General features: G+C 39.1%; 18 protein-coding genes and 1 pseudogene. 15 read left to right on the forward strand and 4 right to left on the reverse strand.

Features of this window, described 5'->3' with window-relative positions:
- Positions 1 to 14: 14 nt before the first annotated feature.
- On the forward strand, positions 15 to 239 hold the full coding sequence (locus AC6EJC_RS06260; protein ID WP_444953222.1) for a DUF6250 domain-containing protein: 225 nt from the start codon (positions 15 to 17) through the stop codon (positions 237 to 239).
- Positions 240 to 661: 422 nt separating this feature from the next.
- Positions 662 to 1,015, forward strand: coding sequence for a hypothetical protein (locus tag AC6EJC_RS06265; protein ID WP_444953208.1), 354 nt, complete (start codon positions 662 to 664; stop codon positions 1,013 to 1,015).
- Between the two features lie 533 nt (positions 1,016 to 1,548).
- Here AC6EJC_RS06265 and AC6EJC_RS06270 read toward each other — a convergent pair.
- Positions 1,549 to 1,861, reverse strand: a pseudogene (locus tag AC6EJC_RS06270) (PfkB family carbohydrate kinase); the annotation flags it as partial.
- A 568-nt stretch (positions 1,862 to 2,429) separates the two neighbouring features.
- Between AC6EJC_RS06270 and AC6EJC_RS06275 the strand changes: the two are divergent.
- Positions 2,430 to 3,416 (forward strand): cation diffusion facilitator family transporter, encoded by a 987-nt coding sequence (locus AC6EJC_RS06275; protein WP_444953209.1) that lies wholly within the window; start codon positions 2,430 to 2,432, stop codon positions 3,414 to 3,416.
- 300 nt (positions 3,417 to 3,716) lie between these two features.
- Here the strand turns inward: AC6EJC_RS06275 and AC6EJC_RS06280 are convergent, their stop codons facing one another.
- A complete protein-coding gene (locus AC6EJC_RS06280) occupies positions 3,717 to 4,643 on the reverse strand; it encodes a LysR family transcriptional regulator (RefSeq protein ID WP_444953210.1) in 927 nt (308 codons plus the stop codon).
- A 132-nt stretch (positions 4,644 to 4,775) separates the two neighbouring features.
- Between AC6EJC_RS06280 and AC6EJC_RS06285 the strand changes: the two genes are divergently transcribed.
- The 5 genes from AC6EJC_RS06285 to AC6EJC_RS06305 all read left to right on the forward strand — a co-directional run bounded on the left by AC6EJC_RS06285 (position 4,776) and on the right by AC6EJC_RS06305 (position 10,172).
- Positions 4,776 to 5,159, forward strand: a complete 384-nt coding sequence (locus tag AC6EJC_RS06285; RefSeq protein ID WP_444953211.1) for a tautomerase family protein — start codon at positions 4,776 to 4,778, stop codon at positions 5,157 to 5,159.
- Positions 5,160 to 7,583: 2,424 nt separating this feature from the next.
- Positions 7,584 to 7,901 (forward strand): thioredoxin, encoded by a 318-nt coding sequence (gene trxA / locus AC6EJC_RS06290; protein ID WP_444953212.1) that lies wholly within the window; start codon positions 7,584 to 7,586, stop codon positions 7,899 to 7,901.
- A gap of 244 nt (positions 7,902 to 8,145) precedes the next feature.
- Positions 8,146 to 8,811, forward strand: a complete 666-nt coding sequence (locus AC6EJC_RS06295; RefSeq protein WP_444953213.1) for an ArsR/SmtB family transcription factor — start codon at positions 8,146 to 8,148, stop codon at positions 8,809 to 8,811.
- A 515-nt stretch (positions 8,812 to 9,326) separates the two neighbouring features.
- The gene (locus AC6EJC_RS06300; protein WP_444953214.1) at positions 9,327 to 9,656 is read left to right on the forward strand and encodes a thioredoxin family protein; all 330 of its coding nucleotides are present in this window, start codon (positions 9,327 to 9,329) and stop codon (positions 9,654 to 9,656) included.
- Positions 9,657 to 9,968: 312 nt separating this feature from the next.
- On the forward strand, positions 9,969 to 10,172 hold the full coding sequence (locus AC6EJC_RS06305) for a hypothetical protein (protein ID WP_444953215.1): 204 nt from the start codon (positions 9,969 to 9,971) through the stop codon (positions 10,170 to 10,172).
- 227 nt (positions 10,173 to 10,399) lie between these two features.
- Here the strand turns inward: AC6EJC_RS06305 and AC6EJC_RS06310 are convergent, their stop codons facing one another.
- Together AC6EJC_RS06310 and AC6EJC_RS06315 are read right to left on the reverse strand one after the other, a co-directional pair.
- On the reverse strand, positions 10,400 to 11,368 hold the full coding sequence (locus AC6EJC_RS06310) for a LacI family DNA-binding transcriptional regulator (RefSeq protein WP_190299543.1): 969 nt from the start codon (positions 11,366 to 11,368) through the stop codon (positions 10,400 to 10,402).
- Between the two features lie 149 nt (positions 11,369 to 11,517).
- Complete coding sequence (locus AC6EJC_RS06315) at positions 11,518 to 12,186, reverse strand: ArsR/SmtB family transcription factor (RefSeq protein WP_190299330.1); 669 nt, start codon at positions 12,184 to 12,186, stop codon at positions 11,518 to 11,520.
- 716 nt (positions 12,187 to 12,902) lie between these two features.
- Here AC6EJC_RS06315 and trxB point away from each other — a divergent pair.
- The 7 genes from trxB to AC6EJC_RS06350 all read left to right on the forward strand — a co-directional run bounded on the left by trxB (position 12,903) and on the right by AC6EJC_RS06350 (position 18,248).
- Complete coding sequence (trxB, locus tag AC6EJC_RS06320) at positions 12,903 to 13,832, forward strand: thioredoxin-disulfide reductase (protein WP_190299332.1); 930 nt, start codon at positions 12,903 to 12,905, stop codon at positions 13,830 to 13,832.
- 99 nt (positions 13,833 to 13,931) lie between these two features.
- The gene (locus AC6EJC_RS06325) at positions 13,932 to 14,420 is read left to right on the forward strand and encodes an OsmC family protein (protein WP_444953216.1); all 489 of its coding nucleotides are present in this window, start codon (positions 13,932 to 13,934) and stop codon (positions 14,418 to 14,420) included.
- Positions 14,421 to 14,448: 28 nt separating this feature from the next.
- Positions 14,449 to 14,790, forward strand: a complete 342-nt coding sequence (locus tag AC6EJC_RS06330) for a thioredoxin family protein (RefSeq protein ID WP_444953217.1) — start codon at positions 14,449 to 14,451, stop codon at positions 14,788 to 14,790.
- A gap of 14 nt (positions 14,791 to 14,804) precedes the next feature.
- Positions 14,805 to 15,059, forward strand: a complete 255-nt coding sequence (locus AC6EJC_RS06335; RefSeq protein WP_498474318.1) for a hypothetical protein — start codon at positions 14,805 to 14,807, stop codon at positions 15,057 to 15,059.
- Positions 15,060 to 15,356: 297 nt separating this feature from the next.
- The gene (locus tag AC6EJC_RS06340) at positions 15,357 to 16,418 is read left to right on the forward strand and encodes an NADH:flavin oxidoreductase (RefSeq protein WP_444953218.1); all 1,062 of its coding nucleotides are present in this window, start codon (positions 15,357 to 15,359) and stop codon (positions 16,416 to 16,418) included.
- Between the two features lie 420 nt (positions 16,419 to 16,838).
- The gene (locus AC6EJC_RS06345; protein ID WP_254349315.1) at positions 16,839 to 17,495 is read left to right on the forward strand and encodes a carboxymuconolactone decarboxylase family protein; all 657 of its coding nucleotides are present in this window, start codon (positions 16,839 to 16,841) and stop codon (positions 17,493 to 17,495) included.
- Between the two features lie 24 nt (positions 17,496 to 17,519).
- Positions 17,520 to 18,248, forward strand: coding sequence for a DsbA family oxidoreductase (locus tag AC6EJC_RS06350; protein ID WP_444953219.1), 729 nt, complete (start codon positions 17,520 to 17,522; stop codon positions 18,246 to 18,248).
- The last annotated feature ends 180 nt before the right edge of the window (positions 18,249 to 18,428 follow it).

The following is an 18,428-nucleotide window of genomic DNA, read 5'->3' on the forward strand; positions in this document are numbered from 1 at the left end:
GGACCGGATATGAAATTGCAACATATAACAATGATGGAAAACTGGATTTACAGCCCAATACAGATTATCATCTCAAAGTAGAAGCGCAAGGCAATATCACTAAGGTTTATTTGAACAATAAATTAGTTATCGACACAAAAGATCAAACTTATAAAGAAGGATACTTTGGTCTCAATGTATGGGATACAACGGCTTTTTTTAATGATGTTAAAGTGAAACTAAAACATAAAGATGAATGATTAAGAAAAGTTAAATAATGATATTTGTATCTCTATGGATTTAGTTTGTGTCGCCGCACAGCGACACAAACTTTTTTTAATTATTTGGTCCATTTTCAGAGACAGAATACTTAATCCTGTTTGGTTCAATGTACATCGACACAAAGTTTCCAATCAAAACTACCTTATAAAATCCAAGCTTAGTAGGAAATTTGCAGAAACGGTTATGATTGAAGACGATACCTTCTATATATGGGGTGAAGAATACATTGTAAGCAAAATATCAAGTGGGAAAGGCAAGTTAAAAGAGCAATTTTTTTGTTTGTATTTAATCGAATTGAACAAACCAAACATAACTTAATGATGGGGGCATTATCAATGAAAAAGGATGATGAGAAATTACTGCAATATTATCTGAAACTCAAAGGTCCAAATGCGGGGGAATGGAACTCCTCTCCACAGTGCCTGTCCACACACAGTTGGTGACAAGAGATTACGTAAAGAAGACATTCGATATTTTTGATGAAATCCAAGTATGTAATGTTGGTATCGGAACTGGAGATTGGGACGATTACATTGGATATTGGCTTAAGGGAAGAGGTGGTTTAACCAGCATTGATATTGACGAAAGTATTTGCGAGATATTTGAGTATAGACAACAGAGGGAGCGGCATCCGAATCCATCAAAGGTTTTATGCAGGAGCATATTCGATTCCGATTTGCCTCAAGAAGCCTTTGATATTGTAACCCTAATGGGTCCGCTATTAATGAAACAGGGGACTTCAAAAAATGCTTAGATTCGTGTTTTAGTTTAATCAAGCATGGGGGATATTTGATGTTTATGGCAAGTTTAAAATATACACCCGTTGAAATGTTAGAGGAATACATATTAATACTAAATATCATATTGTGCAAAAAAATGTATACGAAGTGTTCCCTGAATATCCGTTTTTCATCAGCAAAATCAGAAAATAATCAGGCTAAGTGTAAATTGACTTACTGCAACCACTCTAATTTTTTCTTTCATTTGCGATATAAAAGTTTTCATTTGTAAAGTGATTATATATATTCTTACCTTCATTCAGTCATTTTCATCGACCTATCAATTATAAGGACGCGATGCTCTCGCTTCATTTTATTAATCGAGAGCACAGGGATGCGCATCATAAATAATAAGTTTAAATTTTCACCAAGCTTTCCGTCATTCATTAGAAGGTGCCCTGATCAGTAGCATCTTTCCAATGAATGACGGACCTCTACATAAAAAGGTGTCCAGCGACCTTAGGGATCGTCTGACACCTTTTGCTGTTTTTACGCTTCATTCCTTGATTCAACCTTGCGCTACGAAACGATTAACTTCTTCCAACGACGGCAAGGCTGCAATCGCTCCAACTTTAGTGCACACGATGGCGCCGACTTGATTGGCAAGTGTCACAAATTCCTGCTGCTGCTTCGCATTGGAGGTAAATGCCTTAGGCTGACTCAGCTGGCTGATTTGCTCCGACGAAGGCATCTCCGGCACCAGTAGAGTCGATCGATTTGACAGCAATACTGCCGATTAACGAATGGGAGGCACCACTTGAGATGAGAGTTCCCTCTTTCCCCAAGGTAACTGCCACCGTCTTGGCTCCCAACCCATGCAAAAGATCCAATGAAGCTTCGCGGTTGCTCACTGGAATCGAACGCAAGTATCGGACAATCCTGCAATAGGTTAACCGAGTGGGAACAAGTTATCAATTCATCCAAGGATGGATTACCAAAGTTAGAGACGTGAGCCGTGGATAATGTGCTGAATCAAATCAGCTTTGAATGATTGGGTATGCATCTAATGGAATACCACTAGAAAAGTTGTATCGTTGAAAGTTCTTTACCTCGGTTGGTGACGGTAAAGAACTTGCCAACGAGATCCGAAGGGGTTGCCTATGAGAGCGATACCTTGCCCCGCTCCGATGCAGTTCGGCATATTTCTACGTGTTTGTCCCATATAATTTCCTCCTTAGGCTTAGATTTTGTTCAATCAAGAATGAGGGTTGACACCTATATCGGGAACAAATATAATAAGGCTAATCAAAACATATGAACAGTTGATCATATGTTTATATAAATTCAATTCGTTTCTTTCAAACTGTATAGAGAGGGAATGAAAAGTCGATCGAAACAGTGGAAAGGTATTATGACAAACCATTCAATTAGTTTAAGGAGAGGATAACGGTGTCCGTAAACAATCACGGTCATGACCATGGACATAACCATGGACATAACCATAAGCATGTACATACCAACAATAAAAAAGTACTCCTGATTTCATTCATCATTATTACGGCGTATATGATTATCGAAGCGGTTGGAGGTGTGATTACCAACAGTTTGGCTCTGCTTTCCGATGCGGGTCATATGTTGTCCGATTCCATCGCTTTAGGGGTGGCTTTGCTTGCATTCACATTTGGCTCCAAAGCTGTAAACACAGGGAAAACATACGGTTACAGGAGATTTGAAATTTTAGCTGCAGCCCTTAACGGTGTTACGTTGATCGGCATTTCACTTTACATTTTTTACGAGGCGATTGAGCGGTTTATGAATCCTCCGGAAGTAGCCACCTTTGGCATGTTGATTATCAGTACCATCGGATTGCTTATAAATCTGTTGGTTGCGTGGATTATGATGCGTGGAAGTGACACCAAGGAAAACCTGAATATGCGCAGTGCCTATTTGCACGTGCTCAGTGATATGCTGGGGTCAGTTGGCGCCATTGCCGCAGCTCTTATGATGATGTTTTTTGGCTTGGGCTGGGCAGATCCGCTTGCTAGTGTCGTTGTCGCGGGACTTGTTTTACGTAGCGGTTACTTTGTCACAAAATCGTCCTTGCATGTTTTGATGGAAGGGACGCCCGAAAATGTTGATATGAACGAAATTGTCAATTCGATCCGAAGGGTAGATGGTGTTAAGGGAGTTCATGATGTACACATTTGGTCCATTACAAGCAGCATGAACGCTCTTACTGCTCATGTTGTCGTTAACGGAGAAAAATCGATCTATGAAACCGAAGTGATTCTAAAAAAAATCAAACACATGCTGGAACACAAAGAAATCTGGCACGTGACCTTACAAGTTATGTCCGAACGGCATGCTCACGATAGCTCGATTTTATGTACCGTCAAAGCCGATGTGACGGATGCGCATGCTCATCATCACCATTGATGGACACGGAATCGTCAACATCAACCGCTGTAGACGAAATGAATTTATTTCCCCTGTCCAGAGAAAATAAAGTCTTAGACTGGACTGCCTGTCATTATAGGATCTTTGAATAAAAAAATCGTCAGCCCATTCAAAAATAGTATTAGACTGACACTCCAAAACAAAACAGCGGCAACTAAGGTTGAAAATAAAGTCTTAGACTGCCGCTGCTTTTATTGAGCTATCGTATCCGTTAATTCAATAACCAGAACTTCTATTGATGATAGGGTTCAGCGCGCTGTCTGGATCGGCAAGTTTTATTTATTGAAGACATTGATTTTGACGCGTCCCATGTCCAACTTGAACAAACATCTCACGCACAAGCGTCAGGAAAGCTTCAAGAGAAGGAGACAGCCATTTGTCCTTATGCCAGACCAGATGCGTCTTAACCGTGAGATCTGAACCGCCCCAAGGTAGCCGCACAAGTTGTCCGCGAGAGACTTCTGTGGAGACGGAAGCCGCCGTCATGACGGTTACTCCCAGTCCATTTATAACGCATTGCTTGACTGCTTCAATACTGTTAAACTCAAGCATCGTCTTCGGGTGAACTCCTTCCCGGTTTAATATCCGTTCAAAATGGCTACGATAGCAGCAACCCGCCTCGGTTAAGAGCAGATCCATCTTCGACATATCGAGCGGAACAACAGTACGGTTGTTCGCCAGTGGATGATCGGGGGCCGCGACTACCCATACCGGCTCATATCCAAGCAACTCATCCCCAGGCCCTTCTTGGTGTTCTGCCTCATCGAACACAAAAGCCACATCAAGATCACCTGAATGAACGAGACGCCTAAGCTCCGCTACAGGGCTTGGACGAAAAATGACTTGCACTCCCGGATAACTTGCTCGAAATGCGCGAAGCAGAGAAGGAAGACGATAAATACAGAGTGTTTCCGTTGCTCCGATCCGGAGCGTTCCCGTTGGCTCTCCCCTCATGGAGACCGTTGCTTGGGCCTCTTCCGCAAGCAGCAGCAGTTTCTCCGCATATTGCAATAGCTGGCGTCCCGCGTCCGTCAACACTACTTGCTTGCCTCCCAGACGGTCGAACAAGGGCACACCCAGTTCTTTCTCCAGAACATGAATTTGCGTTGTGACATTGGATTGGACATAGTTCAGACTGAATGCCGCCTTGGTAAAACTCAGATTGGCAGCTACCGCACGAAATATCGTCAATTGGCGTAAATCCATTTACAACACCATCTTTTTCAGTGATTATAACAATCAATTCTAATCATTATTATTAATAATATCAGAACGGTATAATCAATTCAGCACCTAATTATGGTTTTAAAATACTTATTAATTACAGGAGGTATAACTATGGCGCTTACAAGAATTTCTATACGGAAGGGAAAGTCTGCCGAATACAAGCAGGCGATTCTTAATAGTCTGTATTCCGCGATGCGTGAGGTGTTTGACATAGCGGATGACAATGACTTTATGGTAATTCACGAGCATGAACACGACGGTTTTGTTTACGGGAAAAGTTACTTGAATATTGAACGTACCGACGACTTGGTCATCATTCAAATTACAGCAAACGATACGCGCACAACAGAGCAGAAACAGGCACTGTATTCCCGGATTGCCGAACTTCTTCAGTTGGAACCGGGAATCCGGCCCGAAGATGTCTTCATAAGTCTCATTGAGATAAAAAAAGAGAATTGGTCGCTTGGCTCCGGTCTGGCACAATATATAGATTAAGTAAATCAGCCGTTATCGTTTCTTATCGATTGTCACCAAAAACTTGCTATTACTTGTGATCGGGTTCACCGCGTTGTCTGTAACGGCAAGTTTTAAGAGCCATCCCTAGTCGGATGGCTCTTTGTTTGAAATCCTGAACTAACGGAAATCGTTAGCTTATTCCTTATCTCCAGTCTAATACTTTATTTTCCTAGTCTACAACTTTATTTTCACTGAACACCCCCACAAGCGGCCTCTCCACTTCATAGTGTGATGAGGCTGTTCTTCTACTTATGGAAACAAAGTCAATCAAATCAAGATAACTTGTAAAATGAGTTTTTAATAAAAGGTGTCTGGCCTACATTCAAGTTCGGAACTAATTCTTACTAAAATAGTATCTCAGTGTATTAGAAAAAGTACTTTTATCCAACTGGATTGTTATAAAAACTAAGTCTCAAAGGATGTTATAACCCATACTACTGCGAGTATTATGCGGCACGCCGATAAACAAGCCGGAGCTGCTGTTTCGCTTGCTCTTTTTGCAGATCCTATACAATCTCTTGGATAACCGAATGACTTAGGAAGCCAAAGTGAATCTGGCATCGGGATTAATCCGGAGGATCCGCTGACAGATCGAGTTTGACCTTAGAGATACGTTCAAGAAATGGATCAAGCGCAGGCCGATCGTTGAACACAAAAACGTGGAGATGAAGAGATTCCGGTATGGATTCAGCCAGGTACTAGGGTCTATTTCGCATGCGATTACAAGCCTACCTCACCAAGTTCGTTGTAAACGCGAAACGGAGGCAAAGCTAATAGAGCAAAAGCAGCCCATCCTCGGGTAGAGGATGGGCTGCTTTTTCGTCTCATCTCATCGTATCCATTTTTCCTGTCTGGGCTTTCACAACTATATAAGCGAGGGTTTGCAGGAAACTCCTAATTCGGGGCTGGTTTTACGTTATGGATGGTAGGTGAAATGGTGAACCGTTTTTGGGGGAATGTTGCCCTCATTCAAATCTCTTTCTGCTATTTGGAAGCTACATCCATCGATACTCAGGAAAAGTTTGTCTTTAGCTTTCGGAGATATTTAGATAATTAACAAGCCTGTTTTTAGATTGTATTTGTTAAGCTGGGATGAAAAAGTGTCCATCAGTTTTTTCACTTTTTATTAATTTTTGAGAAATATTAGATATGTAAATTGTGTATTTCGTTTGATATACGGGGATAATGATGACGAAAATAAAAAGGGAGGAGATTAAGATTAATTATAAAGATATATATAATTTACATATTCGGCTTCTTGATGTATATGAGAGGAACCAACAGGATCGCCATCCTTATCAAAAGGATATTAATTTTTATAAACGACAGCTTAACTTTTTTTGTGAAAACATTGTACAAAAGATTTTTGTTTTAAACCAACTAATAAAAATTTATGAGAAGAATAGAGAGCCTAAAATTAAGTGGTGCTCAGAGACTTATTATTCAAAACAACATGAGGATATTGAAAAAGTAACAGATTGAAAGATGATAAGACCAGTGGGTGGTTTCATTTCAGCGTAATTGAAATATGGTTCTATATGAATAAATAGACATGCCAAAGCGAAATATTCAAGAAAAGCAAAATCATAGATGAGTCCCAGTTTGGGATTTGATTCTGTGATTTTTCTTATTTCACGAGCGGAAAAATGTTTAAATTGGAGGCTATTACAAAGAAAATATAACGAAAATTACTGCTAGAAGCAGGCTAAATTGCTGCTCAAGAGCCTGTTTCTACAAGTAGTCACCATAGTTTAGACCTGCAGGAGAAGTTAACCTCGTATGCAAAAGATTAAATCAGATCTACAACAATACAGAAACAACCTCTCGCCAGTATTGCTAAGTAAAAAGGGACGAAGCGGGCTATCGTAAAGCTTAGCAATAAATCCAATTACTAACTCGGGTACCGTTTCTTTGTCCTCTGAGAAATGAATACGAACCCATTTCTCAGAATCCAGGCGAAGATTAGGGAGTTTGATCACTTCATCTGGATCCTAAAATTCCAGTCTGGGTATACCAGATGAACCAAAGCCAGTAGCTCCGTTTTCCTTGGCTGTGGAATAGGGCGGTTATTATCGTTTTTTTTCTATATGGGCTTTATTTAATCTTGGCAGCTATATGGTGTGGATTACTTGAGTTTGAAGACACGCCCTAGTTAATCAAAATCTTAAATAAGTTGAATCTTAGCCGTTGATCTAAATCAAAAGATCTTCGGCTTTTTGGTTTAAGAACAAAATAGACTTAGTAGTTTAAACGGGAAAGTAATACAGGTGCTGTAAAATGAACTTAAGTTCTGTTCTGAGATATAAAGATTAGATATTAAAAAGTTGACTAAATTTGATTTAAAAAGTATAATTCAATTAATCGATTGAATAATTGATAAATTAATTGAGGAGGATTCTATTTATGGGAGCAGTATCTTTAACAAAACAGAATTTTGAATCGAACATTAACAGCGGAGTGACACTAGTCGATTTTTGGGCACCGTGGTGTCCACCTTGTCAAGTGCAACTTCCAATCGTAAATGAGCTAGCTGAGGATTTGGCTGGACAAGCAACAGTAGCTAAAGTCAACGTTGATGAAGAAATCGAATTGGCTCAACAATTTGGAGTTAGAAGTATTCCTACGCTACTCTTATTTAAAGATGGTAAATTGGCTGAGACAATGGTGGGGATCGAGCAAAAGCAAGCTCTTAGAGCAAAAATTCTAGGATTGCTTAATTAACAGAGTATTCAACAAATCCATTTTTGTAATAATCATTGAAATACATGTGAAGAGAACGACGGATTTGGATTTTTCTGAACCGTCGTTTTTTTCAATTTATTAAGTGAATTTTTGAGCTAGAACCAAAATGAACGGAAAGTAAATGTTGGATTGCTATTTTATACTTGGACATACTAGTGAGTAATTCGAATGCAGGAAGGCATACCCGAAAATCCAAGGTATTGCAACAAAGAGGAGGTTCCAAATGGAAAGTAGATGTCCTGAATCGGATATTAAAGAACGTTTATATCAGCAATTTGCTCGAATTGGGAAATGTTTATCCAGTGACAAAAGACTTGAGATTATGGATCTCTTATCAAACGGACCCAGGTCTGTTGAAAGTTTGGCTACACAAACTGGTATGAGTGTTGCGAATGTATCCCGTCACTTACAAATTTTGCTGGAAGCGAAATTGGTTAGATTTCAAAAGAAAGGTACTTTCGTTATATATAATATTAGTGATTCATCTGTGACTCATTTTTTGTCCTCTTTATGGAATTTGTGTGAGGACAGACTCTCTGACATAAAACAGATTAAAGATGAGTTGAAAAGGCAATATGTAGGTGTCCAAAGTATCACAAAAAATGATCTATTGGCAAAAATGAAGCAGGATAACATGGTTCTCATAGATCTTCGACCAGTTGAGGAGTATAACACATCTCATATCCCAGGTGCTATATCTGTACCTTTAGAGCAGTTGGAAGAATACCTAAAAACATTAAATAAAGCTGATGTAGAACTTGCTGCATACTGTCGTGGCCCTTATTGTTCTCTTGCATCTCAAGCTGTTGATTATATTCAAAAACAGGGCTTCACAGCGTATCGAATAGAAGAAGGAGCCCGAGAGTGGAATGCTTACGATGGAGAATGAAGAACGAAATTTTAATAAAAGATGCAAGTGGAAAAAATAGTGCTTTTAACATTTAAAGTTCGATTTAAAGAGTTGATAAAACTGAAATTTAATCATTAGATTCAACTGTTCATAAGTTACTGGCTAATCAACATTTTCGCTTCTTTCGCGGTAAAAGATGTTATTTTTAAAATCAAACCCAATCCAGGTGCCTGATCATATTAAATGGCTTGACATTAAGAGATAATTCCGATTTTGAAAAAGAGCAAGTTCCGGAATCCATCAATAGGATTGTCTTTTGTTTGGAGAAAATATAAGTCTCCCACAGATAGTGTAATTATATTGACCGATCAATATTTTAAAGGAAAAAAAGCGGTACCCGAAAATAGGGATTTTATGATTTGTATTTATTAGTAGATCGAGTTTCTCAATTAATTGAATGGAGTCAGAAAATTAAATTAGAACAATCTTGCATTGAATATTATTGGATCTGTAGCTATTCAGTTCCGAATAACATACAGTAAGGTGGGAGTTTAATGATAAATGTCCAAGAAATAACTTCAGTGAATGAAATAGATTCGTTTATCCAAAATAACCAATTAAGTATGCTATATGTATCTCAAGAGGATTGTAATGTATGTCATGCGATTTATCCCAAACTAAAAGAATTACTCAACAACTATCCAGAAATAAAACTTGCGCATATAGATGCTAGTCAGGTAGAGGCGGTTGCAGGCAAATTATTGATTTTTACCGTTCCCACGATCATCTTATTTTTTGGTCAAAAGGAATATCTTCGTGAAGGACGTTTTGTTCAGTTTGAACAATTAGAAGCACGATTAGAACAGTTATACAATGCGGTATAAATTCTAAGGTAATATCAACATGAAAATAAAACTATATCATTGCGATTTTCAGGTGGCGTACCTCTTTAATAGACGTATTAGCAAGTAAGTTGCCACCTGAAATCTTTGATTTGGAAACACGTGTGAAGACAATAAATTAAACGATCAAAACTCCATCACGATAACCACAAAACTTGCAGATGGAAAAATAAAAGAGTTTATCGCTCGTGCTGTTATTCTAGCATTACCACCTCATCTCTGATAAACGGGTTGGGTCAAGAAAGCGAACTAATCATTGTGGCGGTTTCTGGTGATCAATTAGAATTGTCAGCGATGGACTTTTTGAAAGGGCCTAACACGGTCAAAGGTACGTTTACAGGCGGAGCTAAAGAAATACAAGCAACGATTAATTTCAGTGTCCTGACGGATACTCGCCCCATGATTGAGACATTCCCATTAGATCGTGCTAGCGAAGCATACGATAAAATGATGTCAGCATCGACTCGATTCCGTGCTGTCCTGAATATTTCTGAGTGAAGATATAATCCTATGGGTGGGTAGCTTACGACTCGCGCGTTAAATGATATGGTGAGTCTGGTTTAATCTTTTTAATCTCAATCCCACGACTAGAATTCAACCTGAATACGATGTTATGCAATGGTAACGTATGTGAGAAAGGGTTAATAGAACCACTTGTTCAATTTGAACAAGTGATTTTTTTAATGTACTGTAGGATTTACCATACGCCTGTATAAGATACTGCGTTATGTCGATCTTCGCTCAACTAACTTGTATGTTAAAGTGTTTAGCCTGTTTTTGGTGTTATTCAACTTATTTTGCAAAATAAGAAATGCATTCTCAGCTTGCTGGTCGATAGGATAGTCAATCGTTGTCAAATCGAGCAAGTGAGCCACCTCCGTATTATCGAAGCCCATAATCCCCAAATCTCCCGGAATGGAAAATCCCAATCGACGCAGGGCTGTCATAAGACCAGCTGCCACTTCATCATTGGCACAAAAAATAGCATCAGGTCGGTCTTCCTGCGATACCCACCATTTAGCAAGCTCCTCCCCATCACGAACTAAAGTTTTATCTTCGAAATGGGGAAATGGATACGCCATGAGATTGTGTTTCTTAACGAATTCTGTATGGGCACGAATGCGTTCCTTTGTGTTCAGTCCTTTGGACATCGGATATATGCTAAGTATTTTTCGGTAACCTTTGGAATGAAGATATTCAAGACCTGTCGAATAGGCATGAAATTGATCCATAAAGACAGAAGGGAGATTCTCGTTTTGAAGACGTTGCCATATAACAATGGGGCCATACCGGGCATAGGATTCAATGACATCCCATTCATTGGACCGTATCAAACACACGATAGCATCTAATTGCTTCCGTTTTAGCATTTCCAGGGCGATAAGCTCCTTTTCAGGTTCTCCATTCGTGATAAAAAGAGTGATGATAAATCCGTTTTTCTCAGCAAAAAGAGTGAATGCACGAACAAAATTAATAATAATGGGACTAAAGGAGACCGTCATTATTCCAATCTGACGAGTTTTACCTTTTTTTAGAGAGATCGCATTAGCATTGGGGACATAATCAAGCTCCTCGATAATTTCTAAAACTTTTTGTCTGGTTAAATCACTTACGTAGCCGTGTTTATTAATTACTCGTGATACAGTTGCTGTGGATACTCCCGCTAAGCGGGCAATTTCTTGAATATTCGCCACTTCTAACCACCTCTTAAGAGAAATCATATCATGTTTCCTAAGTTTGTCTTAACTAAAAAGGACTTCAGAGCCTAATAATATTGGCCTTGAAGTCTTTTAGTTAAGAATTGGAGAAATTAATTGTTCTTCGTTTGTTCTTAGAAGTCAGCTTAGTGTAACTGAAAATGTTCTTGCCACTCATTTAAGCCCTCTTCCATGCGAAAAGCTGTAAAGCCTTCAGATCGTAATTTCTGTGTTGCCAGAGCTGAGTAGACACACAGTGGGCCTCTGCAATATGCGATGATTTCTGTGTTTTTCGGTATCTCTCTTATTAGTGCATCTAATTCTTCCATCGGCATCGAAATTGCTCCCGCAATATGATCCATGTCATACTCTTCTTTAGGACGTAAATCCACCAAAATTATTGAATCATTATTAATCTTCTCCCTAACCTCATCCATCGTAAGCGTTTGAACGTCATCAAGATTATTTAGGAAATCATCTTTCATTCTACTAATGTCAGGAAGTTGTTTTTCGCTGATTCTCCATAAATAGGAAAGAAATTCGATGATTTCTGGATCAGCCAAAGAATAGATCACATATACTCCTTTTTTTGTGAATTTAACCAGTTTTGCATCGAGCAGAACTTGAAGGTGGCGGGATACATTCGCAATATTCATGTCTGTGCAAGTAGCTATTTTTTCTACGGTTCTAGAACCATTGGATAGCACATTTAAGATCTCAAGGCGCTTATCACTGGATAAACATTTTCCGATTCTAGCCAATTGTTTATAGAGATCTTCCTTAAAAATTTTCGCAGAGTTCAGCATATCTTCCATTATTCTCAACCTCTATTCTTGTCGTATTATAAAACGGGAATCCCCAATTTCAATTCATGCATAGCAGAAGCCTTAAAATACACCTTAAAATATAATCCATAGCTGAAGAATCATAATGAGGAAATTAGATGCTCAAAAATTGACTCTACTCACGAAATCGAGCTCTTGGTCATTCAATTGAATATTAAAATTTTAACATGAACAACCCGAGTGGAGTCAAGTCAAAAGGATATAACTTGATAAAATTTATAAGAATACCCTATTTAGAAAGTTAAAAAGAAAGCCTTTCTATTTCATGTATCTCATAAACGCATAGACGACCAAGGCTATAACATATAAGTTTGGGCTAAGCAATTCGTTCCAATCTATTGATAGAGGACCAAAGCACATCCTAGTTGCATCTTTCTATGTGTAAGGCGAGTATATAAAAAGAAAATCTTAAATTCTGGATTACATATCCAACATACAACGCATATGAAACATAAACTCTCAAAGGTTGACACTGCCATTGCGCTCTGTCAGCTTTTTTCATAATGCAAAGATTAGTCAAACATCCGCCCCCAAATATATTTCTACAATGTGTGTCTCATTTGTAGTCATTTCTATCCGTGTATTGACGAACAGATTTCCTAATGCTATAATTCAATTAATCAATTGAATATTAAAAAATATGGTTATAAGCAACTGTAAAAACAATCAAATTTGGAGGGATGAATATGTATAAATCTGTAATTGTCGGAACTGGTCCAGCAGGACTGACCGCAGCGATCTACCTGGCTCGTGCTAATATGAATCCGCTCGTCATTGAAGGACTTGAACCAGGAGGACAGCTTACAACAACAACTGAAATCGAGAATTATCCTGGATTTCCAGAAGGCATCATGGGCCCTGAATTAATGGATAATATGCGTAAACAAGCGGAACGCTTCGGGGCTACATTTCTTAATGGTTGGGTAAAGACGGTAGATTTGGAAAAACGACCGTTTAAACTGGAAGTGGAGGGCAAAGGTGAAATCATTACTGAAACTCTGATCATTTCCACCGGTGCCAGTGCGAAATATTTAGGAATACCAGGCGAAACAGAAAATGTAGGCCGGGGCGTGAGTACTTGTGCCACTTGTGATGGGTTTTTCTTTCGAAATAAGGAACTCATTGTAGTGGGTGGAGGCGATACTGCATTGGAAGAAGCAAACTTTCTAACACGATTCGCTTCCAAAGTTACTGTGGTGCATCGTCGAGAAGAACTGAGAGCCTCAAAAATTATGCAAGATCGCGCTCGTTCAAACCCTAAAATTGAGTGGGCTTTAAGCAGGACCCCGCTTGAAGTTGTTGCGGAAGAGCGTGGAGTGACAGGATTGAAAGTCCTGAACCATATCTCAGGCAAAGAGGAAATCCTACATGCACATGGTGTATTTGTAGCCATCGGCCATCATCCGAATACGGACTTTTTAAATGGTCAAATTGAAACGGATGAGAATGGCTATATCGTCACAGTACCCGGCACATCAATGACAAATGTTTCAGGTGTGTTTGCTTGTGGAGATGTACAGGATACTCGCTATCGTCAAGCTATTACAGCAGCAGGAACTGGAGCCATGGCGGCTATGGATAGCGAAAAGTTTATCGATTCTTTGGAGAATAATTAAAAACTTGTTAACCGAATAGATCCTTGCGAAATTTTCGGAATCGAAAGATTTTAGTGACAAGTACAAGTATTAAAAATATGGGAAAAGGAGCATGTTAAAATGCCGGATCAAAAAGTGAATATGAATACGGTTTGGTTCAAAGACGCGAAAGGTTTTGGTCGTATGAAAGGCGACAATTTACAAACCCAAATTGCTATCCCTGTTATGAAAGGCGGAAGTGGAGAAGGTGCTAATCCACAACAACTCCTGATGTCTTCTGCCATTGCTTGTTATGCTCTGACACTAGCGTACATGCTCGATCGCAAGAAAGTACCCGTTGTCGGGTTCTTTATGGACACAGAAGGGGACATAGCTAGAGGGGACCAACTGAGCATTACACATCGTCCGCATGTTGTTTTATCCTCGAGTGCATCAAAGGAAGATATCACTGTGGTCGAAGCATTATTCTTACAAGCAGAAGAAAAATGCCACATTGGTCAGCTGCTTGTCAAAGCAGGTGTGCCGGTAGGTACCGAAGGTAAGGTATCGATTGATGCTGGAGATGATCTGACAAGTAACTATATTGAACAACATCAATTGGAATGGTAAACCATCCATTAAAAAAGGAGAAATTAAAATGAAAAAAGTTACCTCTAAATCAGATTTTGATACAGCTATCCGTTCCCCAAAAATTACAGTTGCTGTTTTTAAAGCAGACTGGTGCCCGGACTGCAAATTTATTGATCCATTCATGCCTGAAGTTGAAGAAAAATTTGCGAATGATCTGGATCTCATCGAGGTGGATGTAGATCAAGTAGGTACTGTAAGTGAAGAACAAAATATTATGGGTATTCCAAGCTTTGTAGCCTATGTCGACGGTAAAGAGCTTACTCGATATGTCAACAAGCTTCGTAAATCACGCGAAGAGATTGAACATTTTCTGCAAAGTGCTGTTGAGGTATATAACAAACGTTCATAAGGGATTTTTCGCTATTGCATATCTATATAGAAACTACTCGAAGAAGCCACGTTTACTTCAAAAAGCAAATTTGGCATAAAGAACGGTACGACACCAACTTAGAAGGCCTTATTAAAAAATATGATCAAACGATCTCCAACTACATGGATAAACGTACAAATGGAAAAGAAACAAGAGGTTGGAGTCAAGAAGTATCCTCCTTTTATAACCACATTTATTATCCTGAAGTGAGAAGAATGTTGGAGCAGCAAGGATTCGATTTCAAGTAATTTTATTGATGGAAGAGTGTTTTCCAAAATTACATGAAAATCAATGTCTTAGGTTAAACAAGCCCTAAGCCGAAGATCGAACCGATTTGGATATCTGCTTTAATGGAGGAAAGCTGTCCTATTTAACAGACTTCTGTGGGTGATGCAACCATAACTTGGTTCTCAGTTCATTTTATAAACGTTAGAACGAGAGTCTTTTTATATGCACTGTTAGGGTTAGATAAGTTGATTTAATTGTTGCTAATATACGAACGTCTACGTTATAAAATGACAATAATAAAACTTGGAGGTTTTTTTGTGAATAATTCTCAATCTGTTGAAGCTCTTTTTAAACCATTCGAAATGGGAAATCTCAAACTATCTAATCGTATTATATTGGCACCTATGACTCGAAATTTTTCTCCAAATGGAGTGCCAGGGGAGGATGTCGCTGCGTATTATCGTCGTAGAGCTGAAAATGGTGTTGGACTTATTGTGACAGAGGGTACGTTTATCAACCATCCTGATGTTGCATCCGAGGTGCCAGCATGGCAGGAGGACGTACCACACTTATACGGAGAAGAGGCGCTAAACGGTTGGACAAAAGTAGTTGATGGAGTACACGAGGCCGGTGGGAAAATTTTCTCTCAAATGTGGCATATGGGTGCACGAGGCAACGTTAATGATTACTCAAAACAAGAAATTTCGGAATTGGTTGAAGCTTTCGTACAGGCAGCAGTCAATGCTAAAAAAGTTGGTTTTGATGGCATCGAGATTATGGCAGCCCATGGATTTTTAATCGATCAGTTCTTCTGGGAAAAAACAAACTCGCGTAACGATGAATACGGTGGCGACATTGTCAAACGTGCACGCTTTGCTAGTGAGGTTATCGCAGCTTGCCGACGTGCTGTTGGACCAGAATTTCCAATCGTGTTGCGAATCTCACAGTGGAAATATGATGCCTATACAGCAAAATTAGTTGAAACTCCAGAACAACTAAAACGTTTCTTAACGCCATTAGTTGATGCAGGCGTTGACATCTTTCATGCCTCTCTTCGTCGTTTTTGGGAACCAGCTTTTGAAGGATCTGAACTGAATCTCTCAGGATGGATAAAAAAACTGACAGGGAAACCAACAATTACAGTTGGATCTGTCGGTCTTGACGCTGATTTTTTGGATTTCTTTAATACCGGGGAAGAGGCTAATGGCAAAGCCAACAAGATGGGCGATTTAATCGAGAGATTGGAACGTGAAGAATTCGATTTGGTCGCAGTCGGGCGCGCATTATTGGCTGACCCTGACTGGGTAAACAAAATCCGCGATGGACGAACAGAAGAATTACTTCCGTTTACGCGTGAGGCAATCGAAACATTGTATTAAACGGGAGTATGAAAATTAACGAAGAACCTATATCGATTTGAAATGCACCCCCTAGAATATATTAGATAAACCCTGGGTTTAACCAATGTATTCTAAGGGTTCATTTTTTTATGGCTATTCGCATGCATATTTTGGAAGGTTGGATATAAAAGATTCATTAAATATCTGGATATTCATGGCTTCCAAGGTGTCCTCCTGTTCGCATAAAAAGGACTTGACTTAAATGCCTACACATTCTATAATTCAATTAATCAATTGAATAATGTTTTCTTGTTTCGACTAAAAGGAGGCATTTAATGAGAGAAACTTGTTGATTCAATCGTAGGATCTATGAAAAAGCGTAAGTAAGGAAAAAATTCTGAGCGTGATGAATAAAAGCTCAGCGTACACTCAAATTTCTAATGAATAGAGGGGTTTTCTATGAGTCATCAAGACAGTTTATTTAAAAAATCGAATTTTAAACGTATTGGAGAATTTAACTCGGTTTCTCCAGAGATATTCAAGGCGTTTGTAGCCTTTGAAAAGTTAGCATTGGCTGAAGGTAAACTTACAGCAAAATACAAGGAACTAATTGCAATTGCTATAGCCCACACCACGGGATGCCCTTATTGCATTGAGGTTCATGTAAAACAAGCTAAGAAACATGGTGTTTCAAAAGAGGAAATGGCAGAAGCTATAATGGTTGCCACCGCGCTCAAGGCAGGTTCGGCGATGGCTCATGGCGTTAATGCTTTAAATGCGTATGATGGTACCGATGACGACGAGTTATACCGTGCATCTTATATTAATAGACTGCGGGAGTTTACCCAATTAAGTGATTCGTTTAAATCCTTTGCTTCTTTTGATCAGCAAGCGTTGAAAGCCAGTATACTCAGTACCAAGGAAAAAGAATTGATTGCGGTTGCGGTTGCCCATACCACTGGGTGTCCATATTGCATTGATATTCATACGAAAGCAGCCAAAAAAGCCGGAGCAACCAAAGAAGAACTGGCTGAGTCGATTATGGTAGCTACTGCTTTAAAAGCTGGTTCCGCTCTTGCTCATGGAGTAAATGCACTGGTTGCATTTGACGAATAACTAAAACTGAGAAGGGGTAGAAACATGAAAATTGAAATCTGGTCTGACATTGCATGTCCATTCTGCTATATTGGTAAACAAAATCTGGAGCGAGCCTTAGATGGATTACCGTATAAAGATGAAATAAGTATTGAATACAAAAGCTTTGAGCTTGATCCGGGAGCTTCTTCGTATGATGGAACAAGTTTTGTAGAAAAATTAACCCCTAAATTTGGCGGAAGAGAACAAGCAAAAGAATTTCTTAGCCACTTAACTCAACAAGCCAAGAACGTGGGATTATCCTTTCAATTAGATAGTCTTAAACCCACCAATACACTGGATGCTCATCGTTTATTAAAATGGGCAAAAACGAATGGCAAAGAAACAACGTTGAATGAAAAATTACTTATTGCACATTTCACTGAATCAAAGGATGTAGGAGATTATGATACACTGGCCGATATTGCAGAAGCGGTTGGATTAAACAGAAAAGAAGCCCTCGAAGTATTAAAAAATAAGGATCTTTATAAAGATCAAGTACGAAAAGATCAAGATGAAGCTCGTCGAGTTGGGATTAGCGGGGTACCGTTCTTTATATTCAACCAAAAATATGCAGTTTCAGGGGCACAGCCGACAGAATCTTTTTCTCAAGTGTTGGAGAAAGTTTGGGAAGAAGAGCATCCGGTAGCTAAGTTTGAAATTCTTTCTGATGAAACCTCTAGTGAAGGACTATGTACTGATGAAGGGTGTGCGATCCCGCCTAAAAAGTCATAAAGGACAAGCGAGGATTCAATTAAGATAGGTCTATGAAAAATATAAAATAGAGGAGTCTTAAATATGAGTAAAATGAACGGTGTAGATGTGAATATGCTCGGAAGCTTGGCAGAAAAATATAAGGAAAATCCTGAGGATGCGATTACAAGTTTTGCTTCTACAGTAAAATGGAAAGATGGG

The sequence above is a fragment of the Paenibacillus sp. TY11 genome (assembly GCF_059772165.1).